General features: G+C 66.2%; 14 protein-coding genes. 6 read left to right on the forward strand and 8 right to left on the reverse strand.

Annotated elements, in window-relative coordinates; genetic code table 11:
* Positions 1-12: 12 nt before the first annotated feature.
* The 3 genes from BT264_RS27005 to BT264_RS27015 form a co-directional block, all read right to left on the reverse strand.
* Positions 13-1,074 carry an alkene reductase gene (locus BT264_RS27005; protein ID WP_072442442.1) on the reverse strand — a complete coding sequence of 354 codons (1,062 nt, stop codon included), beginning with the start codon at positions 1,072-1,074 and terminating at the stop codon, positions 13-15.
* An 82-nt stretch (positions 1,075-1,156) separates the two neighbouring features.
* Complete coding sequence (locus BT264_RS27010; protein WP_034180436.1) at positions 1,157-1,465, reverse strand: ArsR/SmtB family transcription factor; 309 nt, start codon at positions 1,463-1,465, stop codon at positions 1,157-1,159.
* A gap of 249 nt (positions 1,466-1,714) precedes the next feature.
* Positions 1,715-2,173, reverse strand: coding sequence for an MEKHLA domain-containing protein (locus tag BT264_RS27015; protein ID WP_072442523.1), 459 nt, complete (start codon positions 2,171-2,173; stop codon positions 1,715-1,717).
* A gap of 255 nt (positions 2,174-2,428) precedes the next feature.
* On the opposite strand from BT264_RS27015, the gene BT264_RS27020 reads away from it, so the two are divergent.
* Together BT264_RS27020 and BT264_RS37560 are read left to right on the forward strand one after the other, a co-directional pair.
* A complete protein-coding gene (locus BT264_RS27020) occupies positions 2,429-3,592 on the forward strand; it encodes an alpha/beta fold hydrolase (protein ID WP_072442444.1) in 1,164 nt (387 codons plus the stop codon).
* Between the two features lie 122 nt (positions 3,593-3,714).
* Positions 3,715-4,080, forward strand: a complete 366-nt coding sequence (locus tag BT264_RS37560; RefSeq protein ID WP_083534203.1) for a 3-phosphoglycerate dehydrogenase — start codon at positions 3,715-3,717, stop codon at positions 4,078-4,080.
* A gap of 40 nt (positions 4,081-4,120) precedes the next feature.
* On the opposite strand, the gene BT264_RS27030 is transcribed toward BT264_RS37560, so the two are convergent.
* The 4 genes from BT264_RS27030 to BT264_RS27045 form a co-directional block, all read right to left on the reverse strand.
* Entirely contained in the window at positions 4,121-5,260 is a 1,140-nt protein-coding gene (locus BT264_RS27030; protein ID WP_072442446.1) for a patatin-like phospholipase family protein, read from the reverse strand.
* A gap of 124 nt (positions 5,261-5,384) precedes the next feature.
* Entirely contained in the window at positions 5,385-5,846 is a 462-nt protein-coding gene (locus tag BT264_RS27035; RefSeq protein WP_072442448.1) for a cupin domain-containing protein, read from the reverse strand.
* Positions 5,847-5,940: 94 nt separating this feature from the next.
* Positions 5,941-6,282, reverse strand: a complete 342-nt coding sequence (locus BT264_RS27040) for a cupredoxin domain-containing protein (protein WP_072442450.1) — start codon at positions 6,280-6,282, stop codon at positions 5,941-5,943.
* Between the two features lie 19 nt (positions 6,283-6,301).
* Entirely contained in the window at positions 6,302-7,246 is a 945-nt protein-coding gene (locus BT264_RS27045; RefSeq protein ID WP_072442452.1) for a metallophosphoesterase family protein, read from the reverse strand.
* Positions 7,247-7,504: 258 nt separating this feature from the next.
* Between BT264_RS27045 and BT264_RS27050 the strand changes: the two genes are divergently transcribed.
* From BT264_RS27050 to BT264_RS27060, 3 genes are all read left to right on the forward strand, one after another.
* Positions 7,505-7,720 carry a hypothetical protein gene (locus BT264_RS27050; RefSeq protein ID WP_072442453.1) on the forward strand — a complete coding sequence of 72 codons (216 nt, stop codon included), beginning with the start codon at positions 7,505-7,507 and terminating at the stop codon, positions 7,718-7,720.
* An 81-nt stretch (positions 7,721-7,801) separates the two neighbouring features.
* Positions 7,802-9,553, forward strand: coding sequence for an ABC transporter permease (locus BT264_RS27055; RefSeq protein ID WP_072442454.1), 1,752 nt, complete (start codon positions 7,802-7,804; stop codon positions 9,551-9,553).
* 11 nt (positions 9,554-9,564) lie between these two features.
* Complete coding sequence (locus BT264_RS27060; protein ID WP_072442455.1) at positions 9,565-10,911, forward strand: ABC transporter ATP-binding protein; 1,347 nt, start codon at positions 9,565-9,567, stop codon at positions 10,909-10,911.
* Positions 10,912-10,938: 27 nt separating this feature from the next.
* Here the strand turns inward: BT264_RS27060 and BT264_RS27065 are convergent, their stop codons facing one another.
* Positions 10,939-11,817 (reverse strand): MurR/RpiR family transcriptional regulator, encoded by an 879-nt coding sequence (locus tag BT264_RS27065; protein ID WP_072442456.1) that lies wholly within the window; start codon positions 11,815-11,817, stop codon positions 10,939-10,941.
* 361 nt (positions 11,818-12,178) lie between these two features.
* Here BT264_RS27065 and ggt point away from each other — a divergent pair, with 361 nt between their 5' ends.
* Positions 12,179-13,930, forward strand: a complete 1,752-nt coding sequence (ggt, locus tag BT264_RS27070; protein ID WP_072442457.1) for a gamma-glutamyltransferase — start codon at positions 12,179-12,181, stop codon at positions 13,928-13,930.
* Positions 13,931-14,088 lie beyond the last annotated feature (158 nt).

Raw genomic sequence — 14,088 nt, forward strand, 5'->3', positions numbered from 1 at the left:
GCTGCCCGGCCGTCAGGCCGCGTCGCTCAGCGCCGGGTAGTCGGTGTAGCCCGTTTCGCCTTCCGCGTAGAACGTCTCCGGCACCGGCTTGTTCAGCGGTGCGCCGAGTTCGAGGCGGCGCGGCAGGTCGGGGTTCGCGATGAACAGCTTGCCCCATGCGATTGCGTCGGCGCTGCCGCTCGCGAGTGCGGCCTGCGCGGTGTCGGGCGTGAACTGCTCGTTCGCGATCAGCGGGCCGCCGAACGCTTCCTTCAGGCGCGGGCTCAAGTGGTCGCCCGAATACGATTCGCGCGTGAAGATGAACGCGATCTTGCGGCGGCCGAGTTCGCGCGCGACATAGCCGAACGTTGCCGCCGGATCGGAATCGCCCATCGTGTGCGCGTCGCCGCGCGGCGCGAGGTGCACGCCGACACGGCCGGCGCCCCACACGTCGACCGCCGCGTCGACCACTTCGAGCAGCAGGCGCGCGCGGTTCTCGATCGGGCCGCCGTAGGCATCGGTGCGGCGATTGGTGCTGTCCTGCAGGAACTGGTCGAGCAGGTAGCCGTTCGCGCCGTGGATCTCGACGCCGTCGAAACCGGCCGCCTTCGCGTTTTCGGCACCCTTTCGGTACGCGGCGACGATGCCCGGAATTTCGTCGAGTTCGAGCGCGCGCGGCGTCACGTACGGACGCTGCGGACGCACGAGGCTCACGTGGCCACCCGCGGCGATCGCGCTCGGCGCGACCGGCAGGTCGCCGTTCAGGAACACCGGATCGGAGATCCGGCCGACGTGCCAGAGTTGCAGCACGATGCGCCCGCCGGCCGCGTGTACGGCCTGCGTCACCTGCTTCCAGCCTTCGACCTGCTCATCGGACCAGATACCGGGCGTGTCCGCGTAGCCGACGCCCTGCGGCGTGACCGAGGTCGCCTCGGTAATGATCAGGCCGGCCGACGCGCGTTCGGCGTAATAGCGGGCCATCAGTGCGTTCGGCACGCGCGTCGCGCCCGCACGGGAGCGGGTGAGCGGCGCCATCACGATGCGGTTCGGCAGGGTCAGGTCGCCGAGGGTAACGGGATCGAACAGCGTGGGCATGACAGATAACCTCTTCTCGAAAGGCGGGCGCGCCATCGCGTCATGCGCAACGCGGGCCCGCGTGGCCGATACGGCCGGTTGGCTAGAGATCGCGGCGCAAAGCGTCGTGAAATGCGTCGATGACGGCCTCGTTGCGCCGGAAGAACGCCCACTGGCCGATCCGCGTCGACGTCACGAGCCCCGCGCGCTGCAGCGTCGCGAGGTGCGCGGAGACGGTCGACTGCGACAGCCCGCAGCGCGCGTCGATCTGTCCCGCGCAGACGCCGTGATCGTACGGCAGCGTCTGCGCCGGAAAATGCTCGCCCGGCGTTTTCAGCCAGTTGAGAATTTCACGGCGCACAGGGTTGGACAGCGCTTTAAGGATCGCGTCGATGTCGATTTCGGTCGGCATGGATGGAGCAGGTGTTTTCGGTCGGGCAGACGGGTATCGTCGATGGGCGAATCATATATCGTAATTTGACGATATGTTTGAAAGCACTGTTGGCTATGGGGTTGATAGCTGTCGACTAAGGCGATTCGCTATCGTCGTGCGAGGTTGACCGGCACTGCACGCATGGCTGCCGCAGGCGCTCCTTCTACAGTTGGCGGACGCAACCAATTCCGGCTTTGCGTTGTCTCGCGCGGACCGCGGGTAATGCAATCAGATGTCGCGTGTACGGGGAATGACGACTGCCTGGCCGTGCAATCTGCCGTCCGTATCGAGAAGTTGCCACAGTGTTGCTTCCTCGATCATGAAGCGCTGGCCGGATTTCGTGATGCGAACCCCTTTGTAACCGGTCTCGTAACCAAGCCGCTGTACGCGAGCGAGGAATTGCTGCCGTTCCTCGCGATTCGGAGCTTCGGCAGAGAGCCGGGACGGAAGCCGGGTGATTTCATCCCAGCCATATCCGAATCGGCGCTGCGCGGCCTTGTTGGCATAGATAAAAAGCGGATCGGGGTCGGTATTGTGTGCAAGCACTGCGAACGGCGCGCTCTCGTAGAGCCACTCGGTTGCGTCATTCTCGGGAATGGTGGCCGGCACGAGCGGGCGACCGAGCAGTCGGGCATGGCTGTCGGCAAGCAACTGATAGAAGGCTGGATTGCGAAAGAGCGGAGTCATCTGACACATCACGGGAATATTGGACGCCGTTACGATACAGCAGCTTCATGCGACGCTGCGCATCGTGCCGGATCACGCGGATACGCCATTCCGAACATGGCAGCCGGGGGCGAAGCGCTGAACATGAGTGCGAGACTCAGCGCACCGATGCAAAACAGGTATTCGACTGAACCGCTTTCCCCAACGGATCGGCAGCGCGCGACGGATTCTGCGTCCATCGCCGTTAAAGTCATACCCGCAACCAGGTCTGTCGCCATGTCACTCATTTCCGTCGCCTTTGCAAGAATCCGGCTCTCTCGCGTGCTGCCGGCCGCCCGAACCCTGTCGTGCGCGATTCCGCTCGCGGCCGCCGGTGCCGCAATCGGCGTGCTGGGCGGCGCGTGTCCGGCCGATGCCGCCACGCAGCGCGAACGTCTCGAGGCCCCGGTCAAGGCCGTGGCCGACCAGCGCGTGGCGGTCGATACGCCACAAGGCAGCGCGGTGCTGCCCGTCTATGCCGATCATCCGCTCGACACGGCCGCGCCCGACGTCACGCGCGTCTTCATCGTGATTCACGGCACGCTGCGCAATGCCGACGCGTACTATGCGTCGGGGCTCAAGGTCGTCGAGAAGGCCGGCACGGCCGGGCAGGGCACGATGGTCGTCGCTCCGCAGTTCCTGACACGCGCCGACACGCGCGCGTTTTCGCTGCCCGCGCAGACGCTGGCCTGGACCCAGGAAGGATGGAAGGGCGGCGAGCCGGCGCGCCAGCCGGGCCCGGTCAGTTCGTTCGCCGCGCTCGATGCGTTGCTCGCGCATTTCGCCGATCGCAGCCTGTACCCCGCGCTGTCGACCGTGGTCGTGATCGGTCATTCGGCCGGCGCGCAATTGCTGCAGCGCTACGCGGTGGCCGGGCACGAAGGCGATGCGCTGGTGCAGGCCGGCATCGCCGTGCGCTATGTGGTCGCGAACCCGTCGAGCTACCTGTATTTCGACGACGAACGGCCGGACGCGCAGGCAATCGCGGGCGGCGCCTGCCCGCGCGCGACGCAATGGAAATACGGGCTGAAGTCGGCGCCGCCTTACGTCGCGTCGCAGAACGTGCGCGAACTCGAAACGCGCTACGTCGCGCGCCACGTCGTGTACCTGCTCGGGCAGGCCGACACGAACCCGTATACGCATTTCATCGACCGCTCGTGCGCGGCGATGGCGCAAGGGCCGTACCGGCTCGCTCGCGGGCTCGCGTATTTCGATTACCTGAAGAAGCGGCACCCGGACGATCTCGCGCAGCAGGTCGTCGAAGTGCCGGGCGTCGGGCACGACAATCTCGGCATGTTCACGTCCGCTTGCGGGCTGGCCGTGCTGTTCGGCCAGGCGTTGCCGCAATCGTGTCCGGTCGTCGCCGGAACGGCGCCGGTCGTGCGCGCGGCGGGGCAGTGAGCGCGCGTGCGATAGGCGCGGCGACAATGGATCGATCAGGAAAATGCAGGAATCGACAAGATAAATTCATTTCCCAAGCTGGGGCTCACGGTTCAGGATGACGGCGTTGCCAGGAGCGCTCCATGGACATCACGATCCTCGACGATTACTTCGACACGCTCCGCACGCTGCGGAGCTTTCGCAAGTTGGACTGTCACGCGGTCACGATCTGGAACGGTCACGAGCCGGGCGTCGACGCGCTGGCTGAACGCCTGCGCGAAACGGCGACGATCGAGCCGTTGATCCTCGACCTGCTCGAATGGATCGGGCCACGTGCGCGGCCTTATGACGAGGTGATCGACGCATGGCGCACGTCGTGCCCGCACCTGCCGGTGTGGGAGGAAGCCTGCGCGCGCGGCTACGTGGTCCGGCACCATGTACCCGGTGGCATCGCGGAGGTCAACGTGAGCGATGCCGGCCGCGCCCACCTCCGGGCCGCGCGCACCTGATCGCGCCGGGGCGATCGACATGCGGTTGCGACGCCGCACGTCATGCCGTTTTTTCCCCAACCGGCGGCGCGTCCGGATCGAATACCGTCAATCCTTCCGTCGGGTCCATCGGCAGGTCCCACGGACGGGCGGCGATGGCCCGTCTCGCAGCGTCGTAGCCGGCCTGCCGGCGCGCCGCGATGCCGGCCGGCGTGAAATCGATGTCCTTCAACTGATTGTCGCCGTCGAGTCGCGGTGCCGCGAGCTTGATCAGGTGCATCGTGGTTTCGCACCCCCACGCGGCGAGCCGGCGCACGGCCGGCGACGCGCGTTCGGCTTCCGGCACGTGCCGGACCAGTTCGCGGATCACGTGGCGCAGCCGGTGGATCTGCTGCTGGCGCGCGATGTGGCTGTCGGTGCGGCTCGCGTACTGGATGTCCTTCTGCCGTTCCGACACCTGCCAGATGCTCTCGGGCTCGGGGCCGGCCGGATTCCACATCTGCACCGAGAAGATGATCGAGCTCCGGCGCGGATTGTCGTCGAGCACGACCTCGACCGGCGTATTCGAATACACGCCGCCGTCCCAGTACGGCTCGCCGTCGATTCGTATCGCCGGGAACGCGGGCGGCAGCGCGCCCGAGCTCATGATGTGGTCGATTCCCAGGTGCGTGTCGCGCGAATCGAAATAGCGCATCGTGCCCGTGCATGCATTGACCGCGCTGACGGTCAGGCGCGGGCGGCCCGCGTTCAGCAGGCCGGGATCGATCAGCGACGCGAGCGTGTCGCGCAGCGGCGCGATCCGGTAGTACGACGCGCGATCGACGCCGAGGCGGACCATCGGGCCGAGCCACGATGCCGGATTGGGCTGGAAGAATCCCGCGATGCCGCCGCCGATGATCGTCAGCTCGGCCAGCATCTTGTCCCAGCCGGGCAGCAGCGCGGGCACGTCGAAGCGGGTCCGTTCGGTCACGCGCTGCCAGAACGTCAGCATCTTCTCGTAGCGCCGCTCCGGCGGATTCCCGGCGATCAGCGCGGCGTTGATCGCGCCGATCGACGTGCCGACCACCCAGTCGGGCCGGATGCCGGCTTCGTCCATCGCCTGGAAGACGCCGAGCTGGTACGCACCCAGTGCGCCGCCGCCCTGAAGCACGAGCACGACTTGCCCGGGGAGATCCATTCGTGCCGGCTGGCTCGCGGTCATGGCTTGCCTCGCTGCGTGTGACGGTGGGTCGGATCCGAACAGTTCGATTCAGTGTAGGCGATCGGCGGCGGGGGATCGGCATTGCCACGCGCATCGGCAGGCATGCGCCGCCGTACGGCGGGCGTCACGCGTCCGGGTACGGTGTGCCGTCCTTGTGCAGGAACCGGCCGTCGCTGCTCGGGCTCATCATGTCGATGTCGGGGCAGGTGATCACGTCGTCCGGCGAGCGCGAGCCCACCTCGAGATAGACGGCGACCGCGTTCGACCGGTTGACGAGGTGATGGCCGTTGCCGGAGCCTTTCGGAAACGCCGCGCAGTCGCCCGCGCGCAGCACGGTCTCGCCGCCGTCCTCGATCATCACGAGTTCGCCTTCGAGCACGTACACGAATTCGTCTTCGTCGGAATGCCAGTGGCGCTGGCTCGACCAGCCGCCCGGCGGCACGCGCATCAGGTTGACGCCGAAATCGCGCAACCCGCCTGCGTCGCCGAGGCGCTGGCGGATGCGCTGCGTGCACGGCGCGTCGAACGGCCGCGGATAGCCGCTGCCGCGGCGTTCGGGCACGGTGCGGAGGTCGATCCTGGGCATGGGCGGCTCCGTTTGCCACGCGGGCGAATGGGACGATGACCATTGTAGGCGGCCGCCGCCCGCAGTTCGTCCGCGCGTTTCGTGGCGGGCCGCTTCATTCGACGGTGATCGTCTCCTTCATGTACGGATGAATCCCGCAGAACACCTTGTAGACGCCCGGCTTGTCGAAGCGGAACGAGTACGTCTCGTCCTGGTCGAGCGCCTTCGAATGAAAGATGCCGGCGTCGTTGACGACGGTGTGCGGCTCCGCGTCGAGGTTCTTCCACGTGATCGTCGTGCCGGCCTTGATCGTGGTCGACATCGGCGAAAACATGAAGTTGCGGATCGTGACCAGCGGGCCGTCCGGGCCCTGCGCGAACGCGGCGAGCGGCGTGCCGGCGGCGGCCGCGCACAGGATCAGCGCCGCGATGATTTTTGGTTGCTTGAAGCGGGTCATGTCGGTCTCCTTATGTCTATCAGGCCAGCGTCGCGTCGTGCAGCGCCGACGCGGCCGGGTGGCCGGCGAACTCCACCGTCGTCACGCCGAGCATCTTCGGCAACTGGTCGCGCGGCACCGTGAGCGGCACGGGGCCCGGGCCGTTGCCGGCCGTCGGCTGCGGGAACGCGGTGGAACGCGCCGTGTGGAACGTCACGTTGCCCTCGACCTTCGACACGATCTGGTGGATGTGCCCGTTCAGCACGGTGACCGAGCCGAAGCGGCGCAGCAGCGCCATCGTCTGCGGCGCATCGCCGGTGCCCCAGCCCCACGGCTCGTAGATGGTCCACATCGGCATGTGCGAGAACACGACGATCGGTGTGCTCGACGAGCGGCCCTTCAGATCCTGCGCGAGCCACGCGAGCTGGTCGTCGCCGAAGCTGCCGAGCCCGTTCGGCTTGAAATGCATCACGTTGACGAGGCCGATGAAGTGCACGCCCGCATGATCGAAGCTGTAATAGCCGCGGTTGTCCGACGCCTTGCCGAACCGGCCGAAATATTCGGCGCCCGAACCGTCGGTGACGTCGTGCTCGCCGGGCACCGTATGCAGTTCCGACACGCGCAGCGCGGACAGCAGTTGCGACGCGTGGTCGAATTCCTCCGGCTTGGACAGGTGCGTGATGTCGCCGGTATGGATGGTCAGCGCGGGCATCGCCGGCATCCCGTTGACGAGTTCGATCGTCTGCCGCAGCGTGGCCGACACGTCGGGGTTGGCATCCTTGTTGAAGCCGATGTGCGTGTCGCTGATCTGCACGAACAGCGGCCGGCCCGCGTCGGCCGGGCGTGAGTCGCCGGTTTGCGCGAGCGCGAGGTCGAACGGCGTCAGGATGCCGCCCGACAGCGTAAACAGCGTGCCGAGGCCGCCGAAGGCCATGCATTGCAGGGCCTTGCGGCGCGACGGGCGGGTGGGATTCGATGAAGACATGGGAGCCTCGCAATCGTATGACGAAACGGGACGGCCGGATCGTCCTGGAATAAACCGGCGCCTTCGTGTGCCATACCGGCGCAGCGACGGTTTTATTCCCGCGATGCGTGAATTCGGCCACCGGTGCCGGCGCACGCGCAAGGCGGCCGTCGGGATGCCGAACGATGACTTGTTAATGTCCTGTAATCGATACGTCACATTTGCGTCATGGCCGCCCGATAGCCTGCGACACCGAGTCACCTCTCCGGAGCCCCCTTCATGCCGAATCTCGCGGCAACGGAAACCAGCGGCGCGGCCAGCCAGCGCACCCGTACCCTCAGCTTCGCGCTGTTTTTTCTGATCATTGCCTGCGGCATCGTCTATAGCCTGCGCTGGGACACGGTGCGCAACCTCATGCTCGCGCGGGTGCTGACGTTGCCCGCGTCGATCGCGCTGTCGGCAGTCCTGTACCGGGCGCTGCGCGGGCTGTTCTGACCGGCGTTGGCCGACGCAACGCCTGGTCGCGCGGCACGCGGCCGGTCCCATCGAATTTCAATCCGACACAAGACGCTACCGATGGATATCAGTTTCGATCCGAACCGCACCGCGCACGCCTCGGCGTGGCGCGTGCTCCCCAACCGCTGGGATGCCGTCGCGTTTCCGCTGATCATCTGCCTGCTGGCGATGGCGATCGTCGGCTTCCATCAGACGATGGCGCCGATCGGCGTGCTGCAGACGCAGAAGATCTCGCTCGATCCGTCGAACCTGCCCGAATACGCGTTGCGCACCACGCTGCGGATGCTGGCCGCGATGGTCGCGTCGCTCGTGTTCACGCTCGTCTATGGCACGCTCGCCGCGAAAAGCCGCCGTGCGGGCATGGTGCTGATCCCGATCCTCGACATCCTGCAGTCGGTGCCGGTGCTCGGCTATATCTCGTTCACGGTCACGTTCTTCCTCGCGCTGTTCCCGGGCCGCGTGCTCGGCGCGGAGCTTGCGGCGATCTTCGCGATCTTCACGAGCCAGGCATGGAACATGACGTTCAGCTTCTACCAGTCGCTGCGCACGGTGCCGCGCGACCTGAGCGAAGTGTCGCGCGGCTTTCACCTGACGCCGTGGCAGCGCTTCTGGAAGCTCGATGTGCCGTTCTCGATGCCGGGCCTGATCTGGAACATGATGATGTCGATGTCGGGCGGCTGGTTCTTCGTCGTCGCGTCGGAGGCGATCACCGTCGGCAACCAGACGATCACGCTGCCGGGGATCGGCGCGTATCTCGCGCAGGCGATCTCGGCGAAGAATATCGGCGCGGTCGGCTGGGTGATCGTCGCGATGTCGGTCGTGATCCTGGCGTACGACCAGTTCCTGTTCCGCCCGCTCGTCGCGTGGGCCGACAAGTTCCGCATGGAGAACACCGCGTCGGGCGATGCGCCGCAATCGTGGCTGCTCGACATGATGCGCCGCACGCACCTGATTCATCAGTTGCTCGTGCCGGCCGGCTGGCTGCTGTCGCAGGCCGCGCGGATTCCGCTGCGCGTGCCGTCGCTGAAGGGAGTACGGTCGCGCAGTGCGTCGGCACGCGGCTCGTCGCGCATCGGCGACATCGTGTGGGGCGTGTTCGTGGTCGTGCTGACGGTGTACGTCGTGTGGCGCGTCGTCAGCTTCGTCGCGACCGGTGTGACGATGGGCGAAGTCGGGCACGTGCTCGTGCTCGGGCTCATCACGCTGCTGCGCGTGATGGTGCTGATCGCGATCGCGTCGGTGATCTGGGTGCCGCTCGGCGTGCTGATCGGGCTGCGCCCGGCGCTGGCCGAGAAGATCCAGCCGCTCGCGCAGTTCCTTGCCGCGTTCCCGGCGAACCTGCTGTTCCCGGTGTTCGTGATCGTGATCGTCCACTTCCACCTGAATGCGGATATCTGGCTGTCGCCGCTGATCGTGCTCGGCACGCAGTGGTACATCCTGTTCAACGTGATCGCCGGCGCGATGTCCTATCCGAACGACTACAAGGAAGCGACGAAGAATTTCCGCATCCGCGGCTGGCAGTGGTGGCGGCAGGCGGTCCTGCCCGGCATCTTCCCGTACTACGTGACCGGCGCGATCACCGCGTCGGGCGGCGCGTGGAACGCGAGCATCGTGTCCGAGTTCGTGCAGTGGGGCGATACGAAGGTCGTCGCGCACGGCCTCGGCGCGTACATCGCGCAGATGACTGCCGCCGGCGATTTCCCGAAGATCATCCTGGGCATCGCGGTGATGTCCCTGTTCGTTACCTTGTTCAACCGTCTGCTGTGGCGTCCGATGTACGCCTATGCGGAATCCCGGCTCCGTCTCGATTGAGAGTAAGCGCGATGCAAAATTCGACCGTTATCAACGCCCCTGTCAAGACATCCCAGCCGCTGCAGCCGCCGCGCCTCGGCGAGGAAATCCTGCGCGTCGAGCATGTGAACCGCGGCTTCAACAAGTCGCAGGGCGAACTGCTCGTGCTCGACGACGCGAACCTGTCGCTGCGCGAAGGCGAGATCGTCGGGCTGCTCGGCCGTTCCGGCTCGGGCAAGTCGACGCTGCTGCGAATCATCGCCGGCCTGATCGAGCCGACCGGCGGTGAAGTGACCTACCTCGGCCAGCCGCTGCGCGGCCCGGCCGAAGGCGTCGCGATGGTGTTCCAGACCTTTGCGCTGTTCCCGTGGCTCACCGTGCTGCAGAACGTGGAGGCCGGCCTCGAGGCGCTCGGCGTCGGCGCGCGCGAGCGGCGCGAGCGCGCGCTGGCCGCGATCGACCTGATCGGTCTCGACGGCTTCGAGAACGCGTATCCGCGCGAACTGTCGGGCGGCATGCGCCAGCGCGTCGGCTTCGCGCGCGCGCTCGTCGTCGACCCGACGATCCTGCTGATGGACGAGCCGTTCTCCGCGCTCGACGTGCTGACGGCCGAGACGCTGCGTACCGACCTGCTCGACCTGTGGACGCAGGGGCGGATGCCGATCAAGTCGGTGCTGATCGTCACGCACAACATCGAGGAAGCGGTGTTCATGTGCGACCGGATCCTCGTACTGTCGTCGAACCCGGGCCGCGTGATCGCCGAGATCAAGGTGCCGTTCAAGCACCCGCGCAACCGGCTCGACACCGAGTTCCGCAAGCTCGTCGACGATATCTACGCGAAGATGACGGCCCGCCAGACCGGCGAGGCGACGAAGAAGGGGCTCGAGCTCGGCAGCTGGCTGCCGCAGGTGTCGACCAACCTGATGGCCGGCCTGATCGAAACGCTCGCGATGGCGCCGTACCATGGCCGTGCCGACATGCCGGAAATCGCGCGCACGCTGCATCTGGAAGTCGACGAACTGTTCCCGATCGCCGAAGTGCTGCAGTACCTCGGTTTCGCGGACGTGCGGGAAGGCGACGTATTTCTGACGCCGCCCGCGCGCGTGTTCGCGGAATTCGGCACGCAGGAGCGCAAGCTGATGTTCGCGGATCACCTGCTGAAGCACGTGCCGCTCGCCGCACGGATCAAGAAGGTGCTGAACGAGCGCCCGGGCCATCGTGCGCCGCGCGTGCGCTTCGAGCAGGAGCTGGAAGATTTCCTGTCGGACGAAGCGGCCGAGGAAACGCTCGACGCGGTGATCGACTGGGGGCGTTACGGCGAAGTCTTTTCGTATAACGACAAGACCGAGGTGTTCAGTCTCGAGGATGTCGAGAGCTGACGCCCGCACCCGAATGGCGAGCGATCGTCATTCGGGCAAATCGCGCTGGTTGGCGTCCAGATCGATCCCCCCGGTATTGAGATGCTCGATCTTTTCCATCCGCTGCCGCGCCAGCTCCGGCAGCCGGTTCGTCACGCCGATCACGAGCGCTTCCGCGAGCGCCAGCGCCGGCACATTGGTCTGCAGCATCGCGAACGGGCGTCCGTGGATCCGCAGCACGATCTCCGCGAACTTGCCGATCGGCGACATCCATTCGTCGGTGATCAGCAGGATCCGCGTGCCGAGCCGGTGCGCGGCTTGCGCGAAGCGGATGCTGTCCTTCTGGTAGCGGCGAAAGTCGAAGATGACGAGCACGTCGTTGCGCCCCATGTCGGTCAGTGCGACCGACGCGAGATTCACGTTCGGTTCGACGTACTGCACGTGCGGGCGCGCATAGGCCAGCGTGAACGAAAACAGCGACGCGAGCGGCGCCGTGTAGCGCCCGCCGCCGCAGAAGATGCGGACGTCCGGATCGGCCAGCAACGCCACGGCTGCGTCGAACGCGGCCGCGTCGAGCCCTTCGATCGTGGCCGCGAGCGATTCTGACAGCCGCTGGAAAATCGCCGAATGGCTGTCGCGCAGGCCCGTTTCCGAATGGAACGCGTCCATTCGCGCGAGCGGCGAATTCATCGCCGTGTCGATCTCGTCGTACAGCGCCTGCTGGAACGACGAGTAATTCGGAAAGCCGATCCGGCCGACAAAGCGGAACACGGTCGGATCGCTGACTTCAGCCTGCTTCGCGAAGCTCGCGATCGGCCCGAGGCCGAGGCTCGGATAGCGATCCAGCAACGCGTGCGCAACCTTCTGTTCCGACGGCGTGAAGCTATCCATCTGGGATAACAGCAACGCCCTGATGCTCGTCCCCATCGGGCACTCCAGCTCTCTTATCTGAATGACAAACGGCAGACGTGCGTCTGCCGGGACTCCACGCATATTAGCCGATCGACGTGCGGCGGGACGCGCGCGGGCCGAAATTAGAGGGACGTATCACTCGGCCAGATGGCCCGTTCATCAATGTAATGAAATGAACATTTCCCCGGAAGCGTTTTCGCGCGCATTCGCTGCAAAATTCAGTACTAACCCTAGGTTTTGGCGAAAAAAAGCGAGTGCTATGATCGCGGCCTCGCCGGAATGTACCGTTTATTACATGCCGGATCGGCAGCGTTGGCACGCGATGACGCGGCGGCGCATCCCGGCATGGTCCGGTTATTTGTCTGGAGGATTCCGCATGAGGCGGCTCGTCGTACTCACCCTGTTGTCGGCTTTGAGCGTGTGCGCGTTCGCCGCTTCGGACCCCGCGGTTGAAGCGAAGAACGGCATGGTCGTGTCGTCGCAGCACTTCGCGTCGCAGATCGGCGTCGACATCCTGAAGCAAGGCGGCAACGCGGTGGACGCGGCGGTGGCGGTCGGTTATGCGCAGGCGGTGACCAATCCGTGCTGCGGCAACATCGGCGGCGGCGGCTTCATGACCGTGCACCTGGCCGACGGCCGCGACCGCTTCATCAATTTCCGCGAGACCGCGCCGGCCGCGGCCACGGCGAACATGTATCTCGACGCGTCGGGCAACGTGCGCCCGGGCGAAAGCCTGTACGGCTATCGCGCCGTCGGCGTGCCGGGCACGGTCGCCGGCCTCGATCTCGCGCAGCGCAAATACGGCAAGCTGACGCGCAAGCAGGTGATGGCACCCGCGATCCGACTCGCGCGCGACGGCTTCATCCTGACGCGCGGCGATACGGACATCCTCGACACGACGATCGACCGCTTCAAGAAGGACCCGGACGCGGCGCGCATCTTCCTGCGGCCCGACGGCACGCCGCTGCAGCCGGGCGACCGCCTGGTGCAGAAGGATCTGGCCCGCACGCTGGAGCGGATCGCGGCGCAGGGGCCCGACGCGTTCTATCACGGCGAGATTCCGAAGATCGTCGAGGCGGCGTCGAAGCAGTCGGGCGGCCTGATCACGGCGGCCGATTTCGCGTCGTACCGGGCCGACGACATGGCCCCGCTGAAGTGCACGTACCGCGGCTACGAGTTCGTGTCGGCGCCGCCGCCGAGTTCGGGCGGCGTGACGATGTGCGAGACGCTGAACATCCTCGAAGGGTATGACCTGCGCAAGCTGGGCTATCACTCCGCGGCGTCGGTCCACTATATGACCGAAGCGATGCGGCACGCGTACGAGGATCGCAACACGCTGCTCGGCGATCCGAACTTCATCGACAATCCGGTCGCGAAGCTGACGAGCAAGGAATACGCGGCGCAAATCCGCAAGAGCATCCATGCCGATACGGCGACGCCGTCGGTCGACGTGCAGCCCGGCGTCGGCGTGCACGAGAAGCCGGAGACGACGCATTACTCGATCGTCGACCACGACGGCAATGCGGTATCGACGACCTATACGGTCAACGGCCGCTTCGGCGCCGTGGTCATCGCGCCGGGCACGGGCTTCTTCCTGAACGACGAGATGGACGACTTCACCACGAAGGTCGGCGCGCAGAACCTGTTCGGCCTCGTGCAGGGCACGCGCAATTCGATCGCGCCGGGCAAGCGCCCGCTGTCGTCGATGGCGCCGACCATCGTGACGAAGGACGGCAAGGTGTTCATGGTGGTCGGCTCGCCGGGCGGGTCGCGCATCATCACGATCACGCTGCAGACCGTGCTGAACGTGATCGACTACGGGATGACGCCGCAGGACGCGGTCGCCGCGCCGCGCATCCATCACCAGTGGCTGCCCGACGAGGTCTATTACGAAACCTACGGCCTGTCGCCCGATACGCTCGCGATCCTGCGCAACATGGGCTACAAGATGGTCGAGCAGACGCCGTGGGGCGCGGCCGAGCTGATCATGGTCGGCCTGCCGGGCACCGAAGCGGCGAGCCGCCAGAGTTCCGGGAACGATTCGTCCGTGTCCGGCAACGTGCGTGTCGGCTTCATCTACGGCTACAACGATCCGCGCCGTCCGGCCGGATCGGCGATCGGCTACTGACCTGATCGCATCATGCTGAACCGCCGCCGCCCGCATTCGCGTTTCCGCGAAGGCCGCGACGGCGGCAGCGCGTCCGTTCGCGGACATCCGCAAGCACGATCGGCGCCTGTGCGTGGCATTGCGCGTACGACCGGCTTGCCACACACGTGCCCTGACAC

The sequence above is a fragment of the Burkholderia sp. NFPP32 genome (genome assembly GCF_900119325.1).
GTDB lineage: Bacteria > Pseudomonadota > Gammaproteobacteria > Burkholderiales > Burkholderiaceae > Burkholderia > Burkholderia pyrrocinia_C.

Coding starts and splice junctions, on each gene's coding strand:
- BT264_RS27005 (WP_072442442.1), bottom strand. CDS start 1,074: ATGCCCACGCTGTTCGATCCCGTTACCCTCGGCGACCTGACCCTGCCG.
- BT264_RS27010 (WP_034180436.1), bottom strand. CDS start 1,465: ATGCCGACCGAAATCGACATCGACGCGATCCTTAAAGCGCTGTCCAAC.
- BT264_RS27015 (WP_072442523.1), bottom strand. CDS start 2,173: ATGACTCCGCTCTTTCGCAATCCAGCCTTCTATCAGTTGCTTGCCGAC.
- BT264_RS27020 (WP_072442444.1), top strand. CDS start 2,429: ATGTCACTCATTTCCGTCGCCTTTGCAAGAATCCGGCTCTCTCGCGTG.
- BT264_RS37560 (WP_083534203.1), top strand. CDS start 3,715: ATGGACATCACGATCCTCGACGATTACTTCGACACGCTCCGCACGCTG.
- BT264_RS27030 (WP_072442446.1), bottom strand. CDS start 5,260: ATGACCGCGAGCCAGCCGGCACGAATGGATCTCCCCGGGCAAGTCGTG.
- BT264_RS27035 (WP_072442448.1), bottom strand. CDS start 5,846: ATGCCCAGGATCGACCTCCGCACCGTGCCCGAACGCCGCGGCAGCGGC.
- BT264_RS27040 (WP_072442450.1), bottom strand. CDS start 6,282: ATGACCCGCTTCAAGCAACCAAAAATCATCGCGGCGCTGATCCTGTGC.
- BT264_RS27045 (WP_072442452.1), bottom strand. CDS start 7,246: ATGTCTTCATCGAATCCCACCCGCCCGTCGCGCCGCAAGGCCCTGCAA.
- BT264_RS27050 (WP_072442453.1), top strand. CDS start 7,505: ATGCCGAATCTCGCGGCAACGGAAACCAGCGGCGCGGCCAGCCAGCGC.
- BT264_RS27055 (WP_072442454.1), top strand. CDS start 7,802: ATGGATATCAGTTTCGATCCGAACCGCACCGCGCACGCCTCGGCGTGG.
- BT264_RS27060 (WP_072442455.1), top strand. CDS start 9,565: ATGCAAAATTCGACCGTTATCAACGCCCCTGTCAAGACATCCCAGCCG.
- BT264_RS27065 (WP_072442456.1), bottom strand. CDS start 11,817: ATGGGGACGAGCATCAGGGCGTTGCTGTTATCCCAGATGGATAGCTTC.
- ggt (WP_072442457.1), top strand. CDS start 12,179: ATGAGGCGGCTCGTCGTACTCACCCTGTTGTCGGCTTTGAGCGTGTGC.